The 15,616-nt window shown below is 46.3% G+C and carries 13 protein-coding genes; 12 read left to right on the forward strand and 1 reads right to left on the reverse strand.

What is annotated here, in order from left to right; genetic code table 11:
- Positions 1–3 precede the first annotated feature (3 nt).
- From rhaI to AC58UU_RS01130, 12 genes are all read left to right on the forward strand, one after another.
- Positions 4–1,224, forward strand: coding sequence for an L-rhamnose isomerase (gene rhaI / locus AC58UU_RS01075; RefSeq protein ID WP_497312202.1), 1,221 nt, complete (start codon positions 4–6; stop codon positions 1,222–1,224).
- Positions 1,218–2,720 (forward strand): rhamnulokinase, encoded by a 1,503-nt coding sequence (gene rhaB / locus AC58UU_RS01080; RefSeq protein ID WP_497313118.1) that lies wholly within the window; start codon positions 1,218–1,220, stop codon positions 2,718–2,720. The genes rhaI and rhaB overlap by 7 nt, the downstream gene beginning before the upstream one ends.
- Positions 2,721–2,729: 9 nt before the next feature.
- Positions 2,730–3,497 carry a DeoR/GlpR family DNA-binding transcription regulator gene (locus AC58UU_RS01085; protein ID WP_497312204.1) on the forward strand — a complete coding sequence of 256 codons (768 nt, stop codon included), beginning with the start codon at positions 2,730–2,732 and terminating at the stop codon, positions 3,495–3,497.
- A 112-nt stretch (positions 3,498–3,609) separates the two neighbouring features.
- Positions 3,610–4,353, forward strand: a complete 744-nt coding sequence (locus tag AC58UU_RS01090) for a (Fe-S)-binding protein (protein WP_497312206.1) — start codon at positions 3,610–3,612, stop codon at positions 4,351–4,353.
- Positions 4,340–5,857, forward strand: a complete 1,518-nt coding sequence (locus AC58UU_RS01095; RefSeq protein WP_497312208.1) for a LutB/LldF family L-lactate oxidation iron-sulfur protein — start codon at positions 4,340–4,342, stop codon at positions 5,855–5,857. The genes AC58UU_RS01090 and AC58UU_RS01095 overlap by 14 nt, the downstream gene beginning before the upstream one ends.
- Positions 5,850–6,593, forward strand: coding sequence for a LutC/YkgG family protein (locus AC58UU_RS01100; protein WP_497312210.1), 744 nt, complete (start codon positions 5,850–5,852; stop codon positions 6,591–6,593). The genes AC58UU_RS01095 and AC58UU_RS01100 overlap by 8 nt, the downstream gene beginning before the upstream one ends.
- Before the next feature lie 682 nt (positions 6,594–7,275).
- The gene (locus AC58UU_RS01105; protein ID WP_497312212.1) at positions 7,276–8,709 is read left to right on the forward strand and encodes a PTS mannitol transporter subunit IIBC; all 1,434 of its coding nucleotides are present in this window, start codon (positions 7,276–7,278) and stop codon (positions 8,707–8,709) included.
- Between the two features lie 64 nt (positions 8,710–8,773).
- Positions 8,774–10,813: a BglG family transcription antiterminator gene (locus AC58UU_RS01110; RefSeq protein WP_497312214.1), complete on the forward strand. Its 2,040-nt coding sequence runs from the start codon at positions 8,774–8,776 to the stop codon at positions 10,811–10,813.
- 23 nt (positions 10,814–10,836) lie between these two features.
- Complete coding sequence (locus AC58UU_RS01115; RefSeq protein ID WP_171641498.1) at positions 10,837–11,274, forward strand: PTS mannitol transporter subunit IIA; 438 nt, start codon at positions 10,837–10,839, stop codon at positions 11,272–11,274.
- The gene (locus AC58UU_RS01120; RefSeq protein WP_497312216.1) at positions 11,271–12,428 is read left to right on the forward strand and encodes a mannitol-1-phosphate 5-dehydrogenase; all 1,158 of its coding nucleotides are present in this window, start codon (positions 11,271–11,273) and stop codon (positions 12,426–12,428) included. Before AC58UU_RS01115 ends, AC58UU_RS01120 begins: the two co-directional genes overlap by 4 nt.
- 29 nt (positions 12,429–12,457) lie before the next feature.
- A complete protein-coding gene (ptsP, locus tag AC58UU_RS01125) occupies positions 12,458–14,185 on the forward strand; it encodes a phosphoenolpyruvate--protein phosphotransferase (protein ID WP_497313120.1) in 1,728 nt (575 codons plus the stop codon).
- Positions 14,182–14,445 (forward strand): HPr family phosphocarrier protein, encoded by a 264-nt coding sequence (locus AC58UU_RS01130; protein WP_029199314.1) that lies wholly within the window; start codon positions 14,182–14,184, stop codon positions 14,443–14,445. Before ptsP ends, AC58UU_RS01130 begins: the two co-directional genes overlap by 4 nt.
- Positions 14,446–14,645: 200 nt before the next feature.
- Here AC58UU_RS01130 and AC58UU_RS01135 read toward each other — a convergent pair whose 3' ends face one another.
- A complete protein-coding gene (locus AC58UU_RS01135; protein ID WP_497312219.1) occupies positions 14,646–15,512 on the reverse strand; it encodes an aldo/keto reductase in 867 nt (288 codons plus the stop codon).
- Between the last annotated feature and the right edge of the window lie 104 nt (positions 15,513–15,616).

The following is a 15,616-nucleotide window of genomic DNA, read 5'->3' on the forward strand; positions in this document are numbered from 1 at the left end:
CCGATGAGTGATAAAGCATATACGCTGTTCGAAGAGCAGCAAGCAAATAGAGGTATTGATTTGGCTACCGTTAAAGCTAAGATCAAAGCACTGAAAGTCGAAACCCCATCATGGGGTTACGGCGATTCAGGTACCCGTTTCAAAGTGTATAAGCAAAACGGTGTTCCGCGTAATCCCTTCGAGAAATTCGAGGATGCTGCGCAGGTTCACAAATTGACGGGTGCTTGCCCTTCGGTTGCGATCCATATTCCTTGGGACAAAGTGGATGATTACGCAAAGCTTAAACAGCATGCAGCTGATCTCGGTGTTTCTATCGGAGCTGTAAACCCTAACCTTTTTCAAGAGGATGATTACATCTTTGGTAGTGTGACGAATTCTAACGAAGCTATTCGCCGCAAAGCGACGGATCATTTGCTTGAGTGTGTGGACATTGCTAAGACGGTAGGTTCTGATGTGTTTAGCCTATGGTTCGCAGACGGTTCCAACTACCCTGGGCAAGTCGATATTCGAGCTCGTAAAACATGGATGTATGAAGCGCTTAAAGAAATGTACGGAGCAATGACGCCAAACATGCGTATGCTGATTGAATACAAGTTCTATGAGCCTGCGTTTTATCACACGGATCTAGCGGACTGGGGGATGGCATTCAATTTGGCGAACAAATTGGGGCCTCAAGCTGAAGTGCTAGTGGATACGGGGCATCACCCGCAAGGAACGAACATTGAGCATATCGTGACTTACTTGTTGGATGAAAATAAACTGGGTGGCTTCCACTTCAATTCCCGCAAATATGGGGATGATGATCTGATCGTTGGTTCGGTCAATCCGTATGAATTGTTCCTGATTTTCTACCAAATCATTGATGCAGCGAACGATAAAAATCCACAAATCCGTCAGGCTGCTGACAATATTGCTTACATGATCGATCAAAGCCACAATATCGAGCGTAAAATTCCAGCGATGCTGCGTTCCGTGCTTAATGTTCAAACGCAGTATGCGAAAGCTTTGCTGATCAATCTTGATGAAGTTAGAGACGCTCAAGAGCGCCAAGATGTTCTAGGCGCAGAAGACGCAGTGCGTAAGGCATTCGAATTCGATGTTACTCCGCTTCTGCAAGCCGTTCGTGAAGAGATTGGTGTACCTGTAGATCCGATGAAAGCTTACCTAGAAAGCGGCTACGACGAAAGCATTAATGCTCGTGGCAAAGGCGGTGCCAGCTGGTGAGTAAGCCCTCCTGCGTACTGGCCTTTGATTTGGGAGCAAGCAGCGGCAGAGCGATCGTCGGACGACTTGATTCCGAAGCGGGCCAAGTGACGATCGAGGAAATTCACCGCTTCTCGAATGATCCAGTGAAGGTGGGCAACCACCTTCATTGGGACATTTTGAGATTGTTTCATGAATTGAAACAAGGTATTTTACAGATGAAGCATCTGGGTTATACGGATATCGAAAGCCTGGCCATAGATTCATGGGCGGTAGATTTCGGGCTGCTTGCAGCAAATGGTGAGCTTCTCGGTAATCCCTACCACTATCGGGACCATCAGACGGACCATGTCATGGATAAGGTCATTGATCTTGTTGGTCGTGAAAAGCTGTATGCCAAAACAGGGCTTCAGTTCCTTCAATTTAATTCGATTTTTCAACTATATGCTTTAAAAGAAAGAAATCCAGAGCTTCTGCAGCGTGCAGATACGTTCTTGATGATTCCTGACTTGCTAAGATACTTCTTGACTGGAGAAAAACACAGCGAGTACACTAATTCCACAACGACACAGCTTCTTAATGCAACAACGCAGACGTGGGACACGGCGCTCATAGATCAGCTTGGTCTTCCTGGTGAGCTATTACTGAAACCGGTTTCGTCAGGGACTAGAGTTGGCGCCTTAACCAAAGAAATTTGTGATGAACTTGATGTTCCTTCGATTCCTGTCATTGCCGTAGGCGAGCATGATACAGCATCTGCTGTTGTCGCGGTTCCCGCTTTAGAAGAAGATTTCGCTTTCTTAAGCTGCGGTACTTGGTCACTGCTCGGAACTGAGACGTTGGCGCCGGTGCTAAGTGAACAGGCATTAGCTTGGAATTTCACCAATGAAGGCGGCGTTTATGGTACGAACCGATTGCTTAAGAACATCATGGGCTTATGGTTAATTCAGGAATGTAAGCGTACATGGGATAAGGAAGGCAAGAACACCAGCTTTGCTGAGTTAGTCAAGCTTGCCGAGCAGGTGAAGCCTTTCCAATGTTTCATCGATCCGGATGATGACATGTTCTTGAATCCTGAGCATATGCCGAAGCAAATTCAACAATACTGCCGGGAAACGGAACAGGTTGTACCGCAAACGGAAGGTGAAATTGTTCGTTGTATGTTGGAAAGCCTGGCTTTGAAGTATCGGTTTGTTTTAGAAAGAACAGAACAGCTATCAGGGAAGAAGTATCAAGGTCTTCACATCGTTGGTGGAGGCATCCAGAACGAGCTTCTTTGTCAATTTACGTCAAATGCTACACAGCGCGAGGTTTGGGCGGGTCCTGTTGAGGGTAGTGCCTTAGGTAACCTTGTAGTACAATGGATATCACTAGGGTATATCGCGAATTTGCGCGAAGCCAGAAAGCTGATTCGGAATTCGTTCCCGGTCAAAACGTACCTCCCTCAGGATGGAGCGGGTTGGCAGGCAGCGTATGCAACATTTTGTCAGGTGGCGTCCCGATTGACGGTGAAATGAGGGAATACGATGCTGGTAGCGGAAAGATGGCAAAGAATCGTTCAGTTGGTGAATGAAAGAGGAAGTATTCGCGTAACGGAGCTAAGCGAGCTGTGTCAAGTAACGGAAGAAACGATACGACGTGATTTGGATCGGTTAGAAAGCGAAGGCAAGCTGATGCGCAGCCATGGCGGCGCTGTTAGTGTGAAGGAAGCGCAGTCGGAAGTCCCTTTTATGGAAAGGGAAACAGCGCAGTCGGATTTCAAGAACAGCATCGCGAAGGAAGCAGTTTCGCATATTAGGGAGCATGATCGGATCATTTTAGATGCAAGTACAACGGCTTGGTATATGGCCAAAATTATTCCCGATATGCCGCTGACGATCATCACGAACTCGATGAAGGTTGCGCTTGAGGTGAGCAATAAGGAGAAAATTCAGGTCATATCCACAGGTGGGCTCCTTTCTCCAAAATCGTTGTCCTATGTAGGACCACTTGCGGAAAGATCCTTAGACATGTATCACGTTCATAAGCTGTTCTTGTCATGCAAAGGGGTTCATATCCAACGTGGAATTAGCGAATCCAACGAGCTGCAAGCGCTTATTAAACGCAAAATGATCAGTATCGCTGATGAAACGTACCTGCTTGTTGACCATAGTAAATTCGGCATGCAATCTTTGACGCAAGTTGCCGGCTGGCCCGAAATCAAGCACTTGATTACAGATGGGCAAACAAACAAGGATGATGTGGACCAGATTCGCGATAAAGGTGTGAACGTCCTCCAATTAGATAAAGGTTAAAAAATGATGTCCTCCCATCACCAGTATGTTTTCTCTCGTACTGAGGATGGTTTTTTGTATAACCAAATGCCTCTGAGGAGGGAACTATTAAGGAAGGGAGTTAGCTGCAATTATGAAAGTATCCTTGTTTATTACGTGCTTGAGCGACCTTGTTTACCCCAAGGTTGGTGAGTCTATGGTTCATTTACTTGCAAAATATGGCGTCAAGCTAGACTTCCCTGCGACTCAGACATGCTGCGGTCAACCTGCCTTCAATAGTGGCTATTGGGATGAGGCGCGAGGTTCCGCATTGACACTGCTTCAAGCGTTTGAAGACAGTGATTTTGTGATATCACCTTCGGGTTCATGCACAAGTATGATTCATCATTATTATCCGAAGCTTTTTGAAAATGACCCTATCAATCTAGCAAGAGCTAACCGATTAGTAGAAAAAACATATGAATTCACGCAGTTCCTCGTGCAAGTATTGGGAGTTACTGACTTGGGGGCCGTGTTCCCGCACAAAGTGACCTATCATCCGTCCTGCCACGGCAGCCGATTGTTGGGTGTCAAAGAGGAACCGATGCAGCTGATGCAAAATATTCGTGACTTGGAGCTGATCCCCCTTCCACATGCAGAGGACTGTTGTGGGTTTGGCGGAACTTTTGCAGTGAAAATGTGCGATATATCTGGAGCCATGGTATCTGAGAAATCTGATCACGTGTTAGAAACGGAAGCAGAAGTGCTAGTTGGACTAGATATGGGATGTTTAATGAATATTGCAGGCAATTTATCCTACCGTGGAAAACCCGTGAAGGTCATGCATCTAGCGGAATTATTGGCCGAGGGAGTGAAGCTGGCGCATGAGCGATCATAAACCTAGTGGTACCGTCAAGGAAAGATCCAAAGTCGCGCTGAACAATGACTTTCTTCGCAATGCCGTTAAGTTCACGACCGAGCGGCTTAAAAACGGTAAACTGGGCGCCTCCGAAGAGCTTGGAAACTGGGAAGAGTGGCGTGAGCGAGGCAGGCAAATTAGGCTCCATACGATTGCACACTTGGACTACTATCTTGGCAAATTCGTTGAAAATGCGAGAGCGCAGGGCGTACACGTTCACTTCGCAGCCGATGCAGCAGACGCTGTTCGTTTGACGATGCAAATCGCCGAGCACAAGAAGGCTAAAAGTGTAGTAAAGTCCAAGTCGATGGTTTCTGAGGAATTGCATATCAACCATGCGCTTGAGCAAATTGGTGTCGAGGCGATTGAAACGGACCTTGGCGAATATATTATTCAGCTGGCAGGCGAGACGCCTTCGCATATTATTATTCCAGCGATTCACAAGAATCGCTATCAGATCGCCGATCTGCTTTCTGAGGATGCCGGCGAGAAGCTTGAGCCGGACACGGGTATATTGGCTGGCTATGTAAGAAGGAAGCTGCGCGAGAAGTTCCTTGAAGCCGACATTGGGATGACGGGCTGTAATTTTGCTATTGCGGATACGGGGTCTATCGTTCTTTTCGAAAATGAAGGTAATGCGCGAATGGTTAGTACCATCCCTAAGACACAAATCACCTTCATGGGCATGGAACGAATCATTCCAACTTTGGACGATCTCGAAGTGATGGCGACCTTGCTGCCGCGTTCGGCTACAGGACAAAAGCTCACGGTGTATATGTCTGTGATTTCTGGACCGCAGCGGGAGCAGGATGGCGATGGACCGGAAGAAATGCACGTCATTATTTTGGACAATGGACGTTCCTTGCAACTTGGAGATCCGCAGTTCCAGGAATTGCTGAACTGTATTCGCTGTGGTGCATGCTTAAACGCTTGCCCGGTTTACCGCCACATCGGAGGCCACGCCTACGGCGGTGTGTATAGTGGTCCGATCGGCGCTGTGCTTACCCCGGCACTTAACAAAAACGTCGACCAATGGGACGACATCGCGAGTGCATCAAGCCTGTGCGGTGCCTGTTATGAGGCATGCCCGGTGAAGATTCCCCTGCATGATATGTTGATTTATCTCCGTCAACGCAAAGTGGAGCGCGGGGCGACGGATTTTGTTGAAAAGGTCGGTATGAAAGGCTTTAATTTCTTGATGTCAGACGCGAAGCGGGTTAAAGCGTTAATTAAACTCGGTCGCATTGGGCAGAAATTATTAGTTCGCGATGGTCACATCAAAGCGAAGATAGGTCCGTTAAAAGGTTGGAATTCGTATCGTTATGCGCCAAGCATGGCGAAGAAGACGTTCCGTGAATCATGGAAGGACATCGAGCAGGGATTAGAAGGCACCTTCCCTGAACTTGATTCCGTGATGAAAGCCCGCATGGAGAAGCTAGTGGCAGATCGCAAAGACGGCGGAGGAGGACATCATCATGGCTAAATCAGATGCAGCATTTCTCCAGAAGCTTCACCAAGAGGCTCTGAAGGATCAGGAGACCTTCTTTGCTAATATTTCTAATCGACTAGGTAGAGCTAAGCCTTTACAAACAGCTCCCGCGCACCCTATGAAGGGCGCTCCTGAATTCTGGGAGCAGGTGGATCTCCCGCTCGAACAGCGCATTCAGTTGTTCATGACGAACTGGCAGAAGGCCGGGGGCCATACGAAGCGTCTTGCGAGTATGGCTGAAGCAGAGGATTTCATTGCAAATTTCATCGCAGAGACACAGGCAAAACACTTGATCATTCAGGATCAACCGGATCTAGAGTCCCTTCGTGCTGCGCTTGCTGACACGGAAACGGACATCACGGTGTGGAACGCAGAAGGTGCTGATCCAGCTGCCAAAGACGAGCTTGTCGCGAAAGCGGCTGGAGCGGACATCGGCATCGTGGCCGCCCAACACGCTGTCGCGTACACAGGATCACTAGTGGTCACTTCAGATGCGACCAGAGGCAGAAGTGTCAGCTTGCTGCCAACCACGTTCATTGCCATAATCCCAGTGGATCGGATAAAAACAAAGCTGGGCGAAGTACTGCGGCCATTCGATGAACTTGCGGCCGAAGATAGACCGGCAGGCATTCATTTCATCTCGGGTCCGAGCCGCTCAGCCGACATCGAGAATGATTTGACCATTGGTGTCCATGGACCTGGCATCGTTTATGCACTTATCATTGAGTAACCAATGAGCTGTGAGAGAATGATTTCTCTTGCGGCTCTTTTTTAATTATTTGAAAGTGTTGAGTTAATGGAATTGCTGGAAGCGGAACTTGTGAGAGTGATAGAAGGTGGAAGAGGTAGAAGTTAGTGGAAGTGGTTGTAATGGTGGAATTGTTTGAAGAGTTTGATGTGTTGTAATTGATGGAAGTGGTAGAAGTAGTTGAATTGGTGGAAGTGTTGAGAGTGATAGAAGTGAGGGGAATAGTGGAAATCATGGGAGTGTAGAAGTGATAGAAGTGGAGGAAGTAGGAGAAGTAAGAGAACAAATTGGAAGGGAAGTTGTACTCCGTACAACAATTTCCTTGATTTCTTCCTATTAAGCTGAAGATGTTGTATCTTGTGCAACAATTTAGCCTTATTTCTGGCTATTGAGCTACTTTCTCATAAAATTGTTGCATTTTTTACAACATTCGCTGGAATTACGTGGATTAGCCTCCCAAGTGTTGTACAAAATACAACAATACACGGATAGAAGCATCGAAAACTATCTTCGGCGTAACTTTTGCACGGCGTAAGCCGAGATAGCTGTAGGTTAAAATGTTGTCAACATTATTCATGACGAAAAGGGATTTTGATTTGATTGAACATGTAAGCGCTTTTGCATTACGATAGTAACATGAAACAGACAAAGGGAGGTTATCCTAATGAGTGCAACTTCTGCACATAAGCAAGCATCCTCCGGAGGATTCCGAGTGAAAGTACAAAGTTTCGGTCGTTTCTTGAGCGGTATGGTGATGCCTAATATTGGTGCATTTATCGCTTGGGGATTAATTACGGCTTTATTTATTCCGACAGGCTGGATTCCAAATGAATATTTGGCTAAGCTTGTCGGCCCCATGATTACTTATCTACTCCCTGTCCTAATTGGTTATACGGGAGGTACGATGATACACGGAACACGCGGCGGCGTCATCGGCGCTGTAACCACGATGGGGGTCGTCATCGGAACGGATATCCCCATGTTTCTTGGGGCGATGATCGTAGGTCCGTTCGCTGCGTGGGTACTCAAGAAGTTTGATAAATCGATTGAAGGTAAAGTTAAATCCGGCTTCGAAATGCTCGTCAACAATTTCTCTTCAGGCATCATTGGCGCTATTCTTGCCGTTCTTGCTTACTCGGTAGTTGGTCCTGCGGTTCAGGTAGTGAGTAAAGCTCTTGCTTCCGGAGTTCAAGCACTTGTGAATGCCGGTCTGCTCCCGCTTGCGAACGTTCTGATTGAACCAGGTAAAGTATTGTTCTTGAACAATGCGATTAATCACGGCGTGCTAAGTCCGATTGCTTTGGATCAAGCTTCCAAAACAGGCAAGTCGATCTTATTCATGTTGGAGTCCAATCCGGGTCCAGGTCTTGGTATCCTACTGGCGTATTGGATGGTGGGACGTGGTGCTGCGAAGCTTTCGGCTCCTGGTTCTGCTATTATTCACTTCTTTGGCGGTATTCATGAAATCTACTTCCCGTACATTCTTATGAATCCGCGTCTGATCCTGGCTGTTATCGCAGGTGGCGTAACGGGTACGTTCACATTCTCCCTTTTCAATGCAGGTCTAGTTGCTCCGCCATCACCGGGAAGCATTTTCGCTTACATTGCCATGGCTCCTAAAGGCGGTATGCTGCCGATTTTCACTGGGGTTATCACATCTACGATTGTCTCTTTTGCAGTCGGTGCATTGTTGTTGAAAACGACGAAGCAAAACGAGAATGAAGAAGATTTGGAGCAGGCTACAGCGAAAATGAAAGAAATGAAACAAGCCCCCGCCGCCGCGGCAGCTGAAAAAGTCAGCGCCTCAACGTTAACGCCAGCTTCCGAGGTACAAAAAATTGTGTTCTCCTGTGATGCAGGCATGGGGTCAAGCGCGATGGGAGCTTCCATTTTAAGAAAGAAAATGAAAGAAGCTGATATCGACGTCATCGTGGCCAACACAGCAATTAGTGAGATTCCACCTGATGCAGATATCGTTATCACTCATAAATCATTAACCGATCGAGCACGTAATAAGGCTCCAGAGGCTGAACACATTTCCATCGATAATTTCATGAAAAGTCCAGAATACGATGAACTTGTGAAACGATTATCTTAATATACCTTTCTAACGCTGGCTATTTGCCGGCGTTATCTCCATTTTGTTAGTGAGGAGAAATATCATGAGCCTGTCTAACAGGAATCGTCAAATCCTAGAGCTGTTAATGAATCGAACAGATGATATTACAGCAGGAGAAATCGCTGCCGAAATCAATGTAAGCACAAGAACGGTTCATAGGGAGCTGTCCGAGTTGGAGACGATTTTGGCAGCTTATGGATTAACTTTACAAAAAAAATCGGGGAAAGGGATACATCTACAAGCAGAACCTGAAAAACTTGAGGCGTTTCGACGCTTGTTATATGGGATGACGGACATTGAATTTTCTGCTGAGGATCGCAAAATCATGATTCTTTGCACCTTGTTGCAAGAAGATGAGCCTGTCAAACTATTCACTTTATCTCATGACTTGGGCGTAACGGTCCCAACCATCACGCACGATCTCGATGAGCTGGATAGCAGGATTCAGAAGTCTGACTTAATCCTTGTACGTAAAAGAGGGTATGGTGTTGGTTTGAGCGGTTCCGAGGCGAATAAACGCAGGATGATTGCACAGCTTGCCAAAAACGGTCTCGATGAAGCTGATCTATTCGGGAAAAATGTAAATTCGCATTCGCCAGTTACACAAAGATTGTTGGAACTCATTGGGAAAGAAAACTTTACGAAGGTAGAAGCCGCTCTTTGGCTTGCTGAAGATGAAGGTTTAAGTGAACTATCCGAGCAAGATTACACCAATCTGCTCATTCAGATTTCGATAACTATCGCTAGAATTCAGCAGGGTAGACAGATCGAACTGCACCCTGAACCTTACTCGCTTCGCTCAAATAAGCTGCTTACGCATACGATTGAGCAGCTATCCAAGGTAATTCCAATTGAATTAACAACAGCAGAAATTTTATATATAGCCGAACTACTGGAGCCTAAGTCACTCAAACATCCGAATCAGCTGCTTCCTATGGAAGAGCTAAGCTATATGGAAATCGTATGGAAGCTCATCCGGAACATGGAGAGCAGTATCGCGGTTCGTTTCAGCGATGATCGTTCATTACGAGAGGGGCTGCTGAGCCATTTGGAGTCCGCTTTGAAGCGGCTTCAAGCAGGTGCAACCATTCGTAATCCGCTTTTATCGCAAATCAAGAAAGAATATGAAGCTCTATTTGAAACTATACGGAGAGCTGTAGATAAAACAATAACCGAAATTGCCGTGCCAGATGAAGAAATTGGCTTTCTGGTTATGCATTTCGGAGCTTCTATCGAGAGACAAAAGCAATTTAGGCGCAATGTAAAAGCGATTCTCGTATGTACAAGTGGGATCGGGACTTCCAAAATGTTGGCCGTAAGACTTACTAAGGAGCTTCCGCAAATTGATATTATCGGTCATGCTTCTTGGTTTGAAGCAGCGCGCATCCCCGAAAAGGAATACGATTTGATTATATCTACAGTGGATTTGCCTTTGGATGAAGATCAGTACTTGAAGCTAAGCCCGCTGTTAACGAAGGAAGAAGCCGAGCGGCTAAGGCTATTTATTCAAAATGTTACGCTGCAAAAAGAAGCTGGAGAGCGTACTGAATCGCTACAAGAGGCCGATTCCACGAACAGATTGCATCGAATTCAACACTATGTAAATGAAATTGTAAGCATCATCGATCCATTCACGGTGTATCATATCGAGCAATCCTTTCACAGTCTGAGAGAAACTCTGGAGGTTATTTGTGGATATGTTAGACACTCAGGTGTGATCGATGAAGTGGAGCGAATCGTCAACCTGCTGCTAGAAAGAGAACGATTAAGCAGTCAAGTTATCCCAGACACGGGTCTGGCCCTCTTTCACATTCGAAGTGAGCAGGTTAAGAAACCTTCTTTCAATTTGTTTCGATTAAAGGAAGATCTGCTGCTAGACCAAGGTATGGCGTCAGACGTAAAGCAACTGCTGCTTATGCTGGGTCCGAAGGAGCTTTCGAAAGAAAGCCTTGAAGTGCTCAGCGAAATAAGTTCTTATCTATTGATTCCAGAAATGATCGAACTATTGAAATCGGGAACTCAGTCGGAGATCAAGCATTTTTTATCCCAGGAACTCGCTGCCTTTTTAGAAAATAAAAAATAAATCGGATATAGGGAGAGATAACCATGACTATCTTATCAACGAATAAAATTAAACTAAACGCTAAGCCCAAGGATAAATTCGAGGCCATTCGGATGGCAGGTCAACTGTTAGTAGACGCAGGTCATGTGTCAGCTGCTTATATCGATAAAATGCTGGAACGAGAACAAACTTTGTCCACCTATATGGGAAATGGTCTGGCCATCCCACACGGTACGCAGGATTCCAAATCATTGATTCTATCGACAGGATTGTCGATTGTACAAATTCCGGAGGGTGTGGATTTCGGTGAAGGTGAAAAAGCCACCTTAGTCATTGGTATTGCTGCCGCGGGTAATGATCATCTGGATATCTTAACGAATGTCGCGATGATTTGTTCCGAGGATGAGAACATGGAGATGATCATGAAAGCGGCGACGCCTGAGGAAATGGTGAAGATTTTCGAAAGCGGGATGGAGTCATGAGGGCTGTCCATTTTGGTGCAGGAAACATCGGCAGGGGGTTCATTGGTTTAATTTTGTCCCAAGCCGGTTATGAGGTGACCTTCTCCGATGTGAATGATAGCTTGGTTGAGCTATTGCACGAGAGGAAGTCATATACAGTACGCTTAGCTAATGAGGATCAAGAAACGTTCACCGTTTCAAATGTTACAGCGATTAATGGTAAGAATTTAGAAGATGTAGCTAGAGCCGTTGCTGAGGCTGATTTGGTTACAACAGCCGTGGGCGTAAATATTCTGAAACACATTGCTGCTGGGATCGCCAAAGGGATTGAAATGCGGATCGAACGTGGAGCGGCGCCACTACACATCATTGCATGTGAGAATGCAATTGGTGGAAGTACGCAGCTCAAAGAACACGTATACGCTCATCTAAGTGAAGATCTGCGCGATAAAGTAGACGCAAGCATCGCATTTCCTGATGCTGCTGTGGATCGGATTGTTCCAATCCAACATAATGAAGACCCGCTGCAAGTCACGGTTGAGCCCTTCTACGAATGGGTTGTTGACGAGTCCCAAATGCTGGAGGGGTTTCACCGCATTGAGGGTATCCATTATGTGAAACATTTGGAGCCGTACATTGAGCGCAAGCTGTTTACGGTCAATACTGGGCACTGCAGTGCTGCTTATCTTGGATATTTACATGGTTTTACGACGATTCAAGATGCGATGGCAAATTCACAAATTGCCTCGCTAGTGCGTCATGTGATGCATGAGACCGGCGCCCTGCTTATCGAAAAGCATGGCTTCGATCTTGCTCAGCATGAGCAGTATATCGATAAAATTTTGAACAGATTCATCAACCCCCATTTGATCGACGAGGTTACTCGGGTAGGCAGATCGCCGATTCGCAAGTTATCGAGCAATGATCGTCTTGTTCGTCCCGCTTTGCAGGCCTATGAGCTTGGGATGAAACCGACTTACTTAGCGATGGTGATGGCCGCTGCTTTCTTATTTAAGGATCAGGAAGATCCTGAAGCCGTAGAGATTCAAGCGGATTTGCAAAAGCTTGGAATTGCCCAAACGATTACGAAGTATACGACCATTGGCGAAGATCACCTGATCCATGAGATGATTAAAACGCAATATGAACAATTACAGCAATCAGATCGATCTTGAGAAAGGGGAGTTCCCTATTGGCTAAAATGATGACAAAACGACTAACCGGCATTGCTGCTTCCCCCGGCATTGCGCTAGCGAAAGCTTTTCGGTTGAACAATGATCATTACGAACCTGCCCGTGAAAAGGTGGCAGACGCTCTTATAGAAGTAGAACGTTTTCGCAATGCTGTCGAGGAAGCGAAACAAGAGTTAGAAGAGATTAAAAATTTGACTGAACAGCGCATGGGTGCAGCAAAAGCTGAAATTTTCGAAGCACATTTGATGCTTTTGGAAGATCCGGATTATATTGATGCAATTATCGAGGGTATTGAAAGCGAAGGCTTGAATGCTGAATTTAAGCTGCATGAAGTTGCGAGCAGCTTCATCGAAGTACTTAGCTCCATGGATAACGAGCTGCTTCGGGAACGCGCTAGTGATGTGCGTGACGTCACAGGCCGGATTATGAGCCGGCTTCGCGGTGTCTCTTATGCAGCAATTGCGGCCATTAACGAGCCCTGCATTTTGATAGCCGAAGATTTGACGCCGTCCGATACCGCACAGTTAAATCTCGATTATGTGCTTGGCTTTGTAACGGAGATCGGCAGCCGTACTTCTCATTCGGCGATCATGGCTCGCTCGCTTGAGGTGCCAGCTATTGTTGGAGCTGGAACAGCGGCAGCGGAAATCAAAACGGGAACCATGATTATTATGGATGCCGTAGAGGGCACTGTACTCATCGCTCCAAGTGATGAAGAGATGGAGACCTTCAAAGCTCGTAAAGCAGCATACGATCAGCGAAGAATCGAACTGCGCAAGCTGTTGGATCAACCTTCAATCTCAGCAGATGGGCGTCGCGTAGAATTGGCTGCCAACATTGGCAGTGTGGAAGATTTACAAAAAGTGTTAGCTAACGGGGCTGAAGGCATCGGTTTGTTTCGGACCGAATTTCTTTATATGGGGCGCAGTTCTCTGCCTAGTGAAGAAGAACAGTTCCAGGTCTATAAGCATGTGTTGGAACGAATGAACAATAAACCTGTTGTCATACGTACACTCGATATAGGTGGAGATAAAGAACTGCCGTACATGAAGCTCCCTGTAGAGAGCAATCCGTTCCTTGGTCTACGCGCGATTCGTCTATGTCTGAGCAAGCAGGATCTATTTCGCACACAGCTAAGGGCGCTTCTGAGAGCAAGCAGCTATGGACAATTGAAAATCATGTTCCCGATGATTGCCGTTGTGGATGAGCTGCTGGCTGCCAAACAATTGCTTCAAGAAGAGAAAGAAAAGCTAGTTCAAGAAGGAATTGCCGTATCCGAAACCATAGAGGTTGGCATTATGATTGAGGTGCCGGCTGCAGCGCTAGCAGCGGATTTCTTGGCGAAAGAGGCCGATTTCTTCAGTATTGGAACGAATGATCTTATCCAATATACAATGGCGGCAGATCGGATGAACGAAACCGTTTCTTACTTATACCAACCTTGTCACCCCGCTATTTTACGCTTAATTCAAATGGTTATTCAGGCAGCAGCCAAAGAAGGCAAATGGGTTGGGATGTGTGGAGAAATGGCCGGTGACGAAGCGGCCATACCGATTCTTCTCGGCATGGGACTCCATGAATTTAGCATGAGTGCCAGCTCGATTTTGCCAGCGAGAGCATTAATTAAACAAACTTCACATCGGGAGTGGGCAGGCTACACGGAGCAGATTTTATCCATGAGCAGTCAGACCCAAATTAAACAATTCGTAGAACAGAAAACAAGGAGTGACTTGAAATGATATCCCAAACATTTACTGTCCTAAATCCATCCGGCTTTCATGCCCGTCCGACAAAAGTATTCGTTCAAAAGGTTGGTACGTTTCCTTGCAAAGTGAATGTAATCAAAGGCGATAAGAAGGTTAACGGCAAAAGCTCACTTAGTATGCTCACACTTGGCATTCAACAGAATGACGAAGTAACTTTGGAAGTGGACGGCGAACAAGAGGAGCAGGCAATCAAAGAGCTAGGGGCGCTGCTGACTCACATCTTCGAAGAATAAGCGAGTGTCAAACCCATTCATTTCAATTGAAAAAGCCAGCAAGTTAGTGCCGATACTCAGGGCACTTACTTGCTGGCTTGTTTGACCACATAAGAAAGTATAAGTTTTCGGTTCATGAAAACCGTTTTTCTTATTGGCGATAAAACCTACCTCTAAACGCGGTCGCTCATCTTTGAATGGCCTCGATAGAGGTTTTCTCATTAATTACGAACGTACCATTCTCCGGACACCCAATCGGTTGTTTTCCAACGCAATACATCCGGCGTTGCGAGATGGGCAATTTCTTTGAGGAACTCGAGCTGCTCTAACTCAGTCATTGGCTTGAAGCTCTTAGCAATGGCCAAATTTTGTTCCAGCTGCGCCATGGATTCCATCCCGACAATAGCTGTAGATATCGGCAGCGAGAACGTATATTGGAGTGCTTTCTCGTACCAGGGTGCCAGCTTACCAAGCGCCATAACCTTCATGCCGATGACAGCGACACCTTTCTCGTTCGCTTTAGGTAAAAACTCATGAGCGAAGCTGTAGATGAGATGATCCGCTGCGGATAAAGCAACAAGTGCGCTGTCGAACGGAAACCGATCAATTGCTTCCAACTGAACTCTAGGATTCGTGTGGCCGCTGATCGAGATATGCTTTATGATCCCTTGTTCCTTGGCCTCAAGAAGCGCTTCTAGCGCTCCGCCTTTGGCGAAGCACTGATCAAGTTCCTCCATTGTCATGATATTATGTAATCGCCATTCTTCGACGTGATCCGTTTGTAGACGCTTCAGACTTGCTTCCAGCAGCTTCAGGGAACCGTCTCTTGTCCGATCATGTGTTTTTGTAGCAATCCATACATCATTCCTTCGTCCATCGCGAGCCAATGCTTTACCCAGTCGTTCCTCGGATTGCCCATCCGAGTAGCTTGGTGCTGTATCGAAATAGGTGATCCCTTCGTCAATCGCACGATTCACAATTTGAATCGCTTCTTCTTCCGTACACTGGTGTTCGTCGACAATGCGCTGAGCACCAAAGCTCAGAATAGGAAATTGCTGCCCGGTCGAACCAAACAAACGTTTCTCCACATGATTCACTCCTCTTATGTAAGATGGCGACTTTCATTCTTTCCTATCGTTTCCAAAAAGGATAGCTAATCATACCAAATTGTAATATGAAACATGTTTCCTTC

The sequence above is a fragment of the Paenibacillus sp. JT22N1 genome (genome assembly GCF_059692155.1).

Excerpts from the sequence above, each read along its gene's own strand:
- rhaI (WP_497312202.1), top strand. The coding sequence starts at position 4 with ATGAGTGATAAAGCATATACGCTGTTCGAAGAGCAGCAAGCAAATAGA.
- AC58UU_RS01085 (WP_497312204.1), top strand. The coding sequence starts at position 2,730 with ATGCTGGTAGCGGAAAGATGGCAAAGAATCGTTCAGTTGGTGAATGAA.
- AC58UU_RS01090 (WP_497312206.1), top strand. The coding sequence starts at position 3,610 with ATGAAAGTATCCTTGTTTATTACGTGCTTGAGCGACCTTGTTTACCCC.
- AC58UU_RS01095 (WP_497312208.1), top strand. The coding sequence starts at position 4,340 with ATGAGCGATCATAAACCTAGTGGTACCGTCAAGGAAAGATCCAAAGTC.
- AC58UU_RS01100 (WP_497312210.1), top strand. The coding sequence starts at position 5,850 with ATGGCTAAATCAGATGCAGCATTTCTCCAGAAGCTTCACCAAGAGGCT.
- AC58UU_RS01105 (WP_497312212.1), top strand. The coding sequence starts at position 7,276 with ATGAGTGCAACTTCTGCACATAAGCAAGCATCCTCCGGAGGATTCCGA.
- AC58UU_RS01110 (WP_497312214.1), top strand. The coding sequence starts at position 8,774 with ATGAGCCTGTCTAACAGGAATCGTCAAATCCTAGAGCTGTTAATGAAT.
- AC58UU_RS01115 (WP_171641498.1), top strand. The coding sequence starts at position 10,837 with ATGACTATCTTATCAACGAATAAAATTAAACTAAACGCTAAGCCCAAG.
- AC58UU_RS01120 (WP_497312216.1), top strand. The coding sequence starts at position 11,271 with ATGAGGGCTGTCCATTTTGGTGCAGGAAACATCGGCAGGGGGTTCATT.
- ptsP (WP_497313120.1), top strand. The coding sequence starts at position 12,458 with ATGACAAAACGACTAACCGGCATTGCTGCTTCCCCCGGCATTGCGCTA.
- AC58UU_RS01130 (WP_029199314.1), top strand. The coding sequence starts at position 14,182 with ATGATATCCCAAACATTTACTGTCCTAAATCCATCCGGCTTTCATGCC.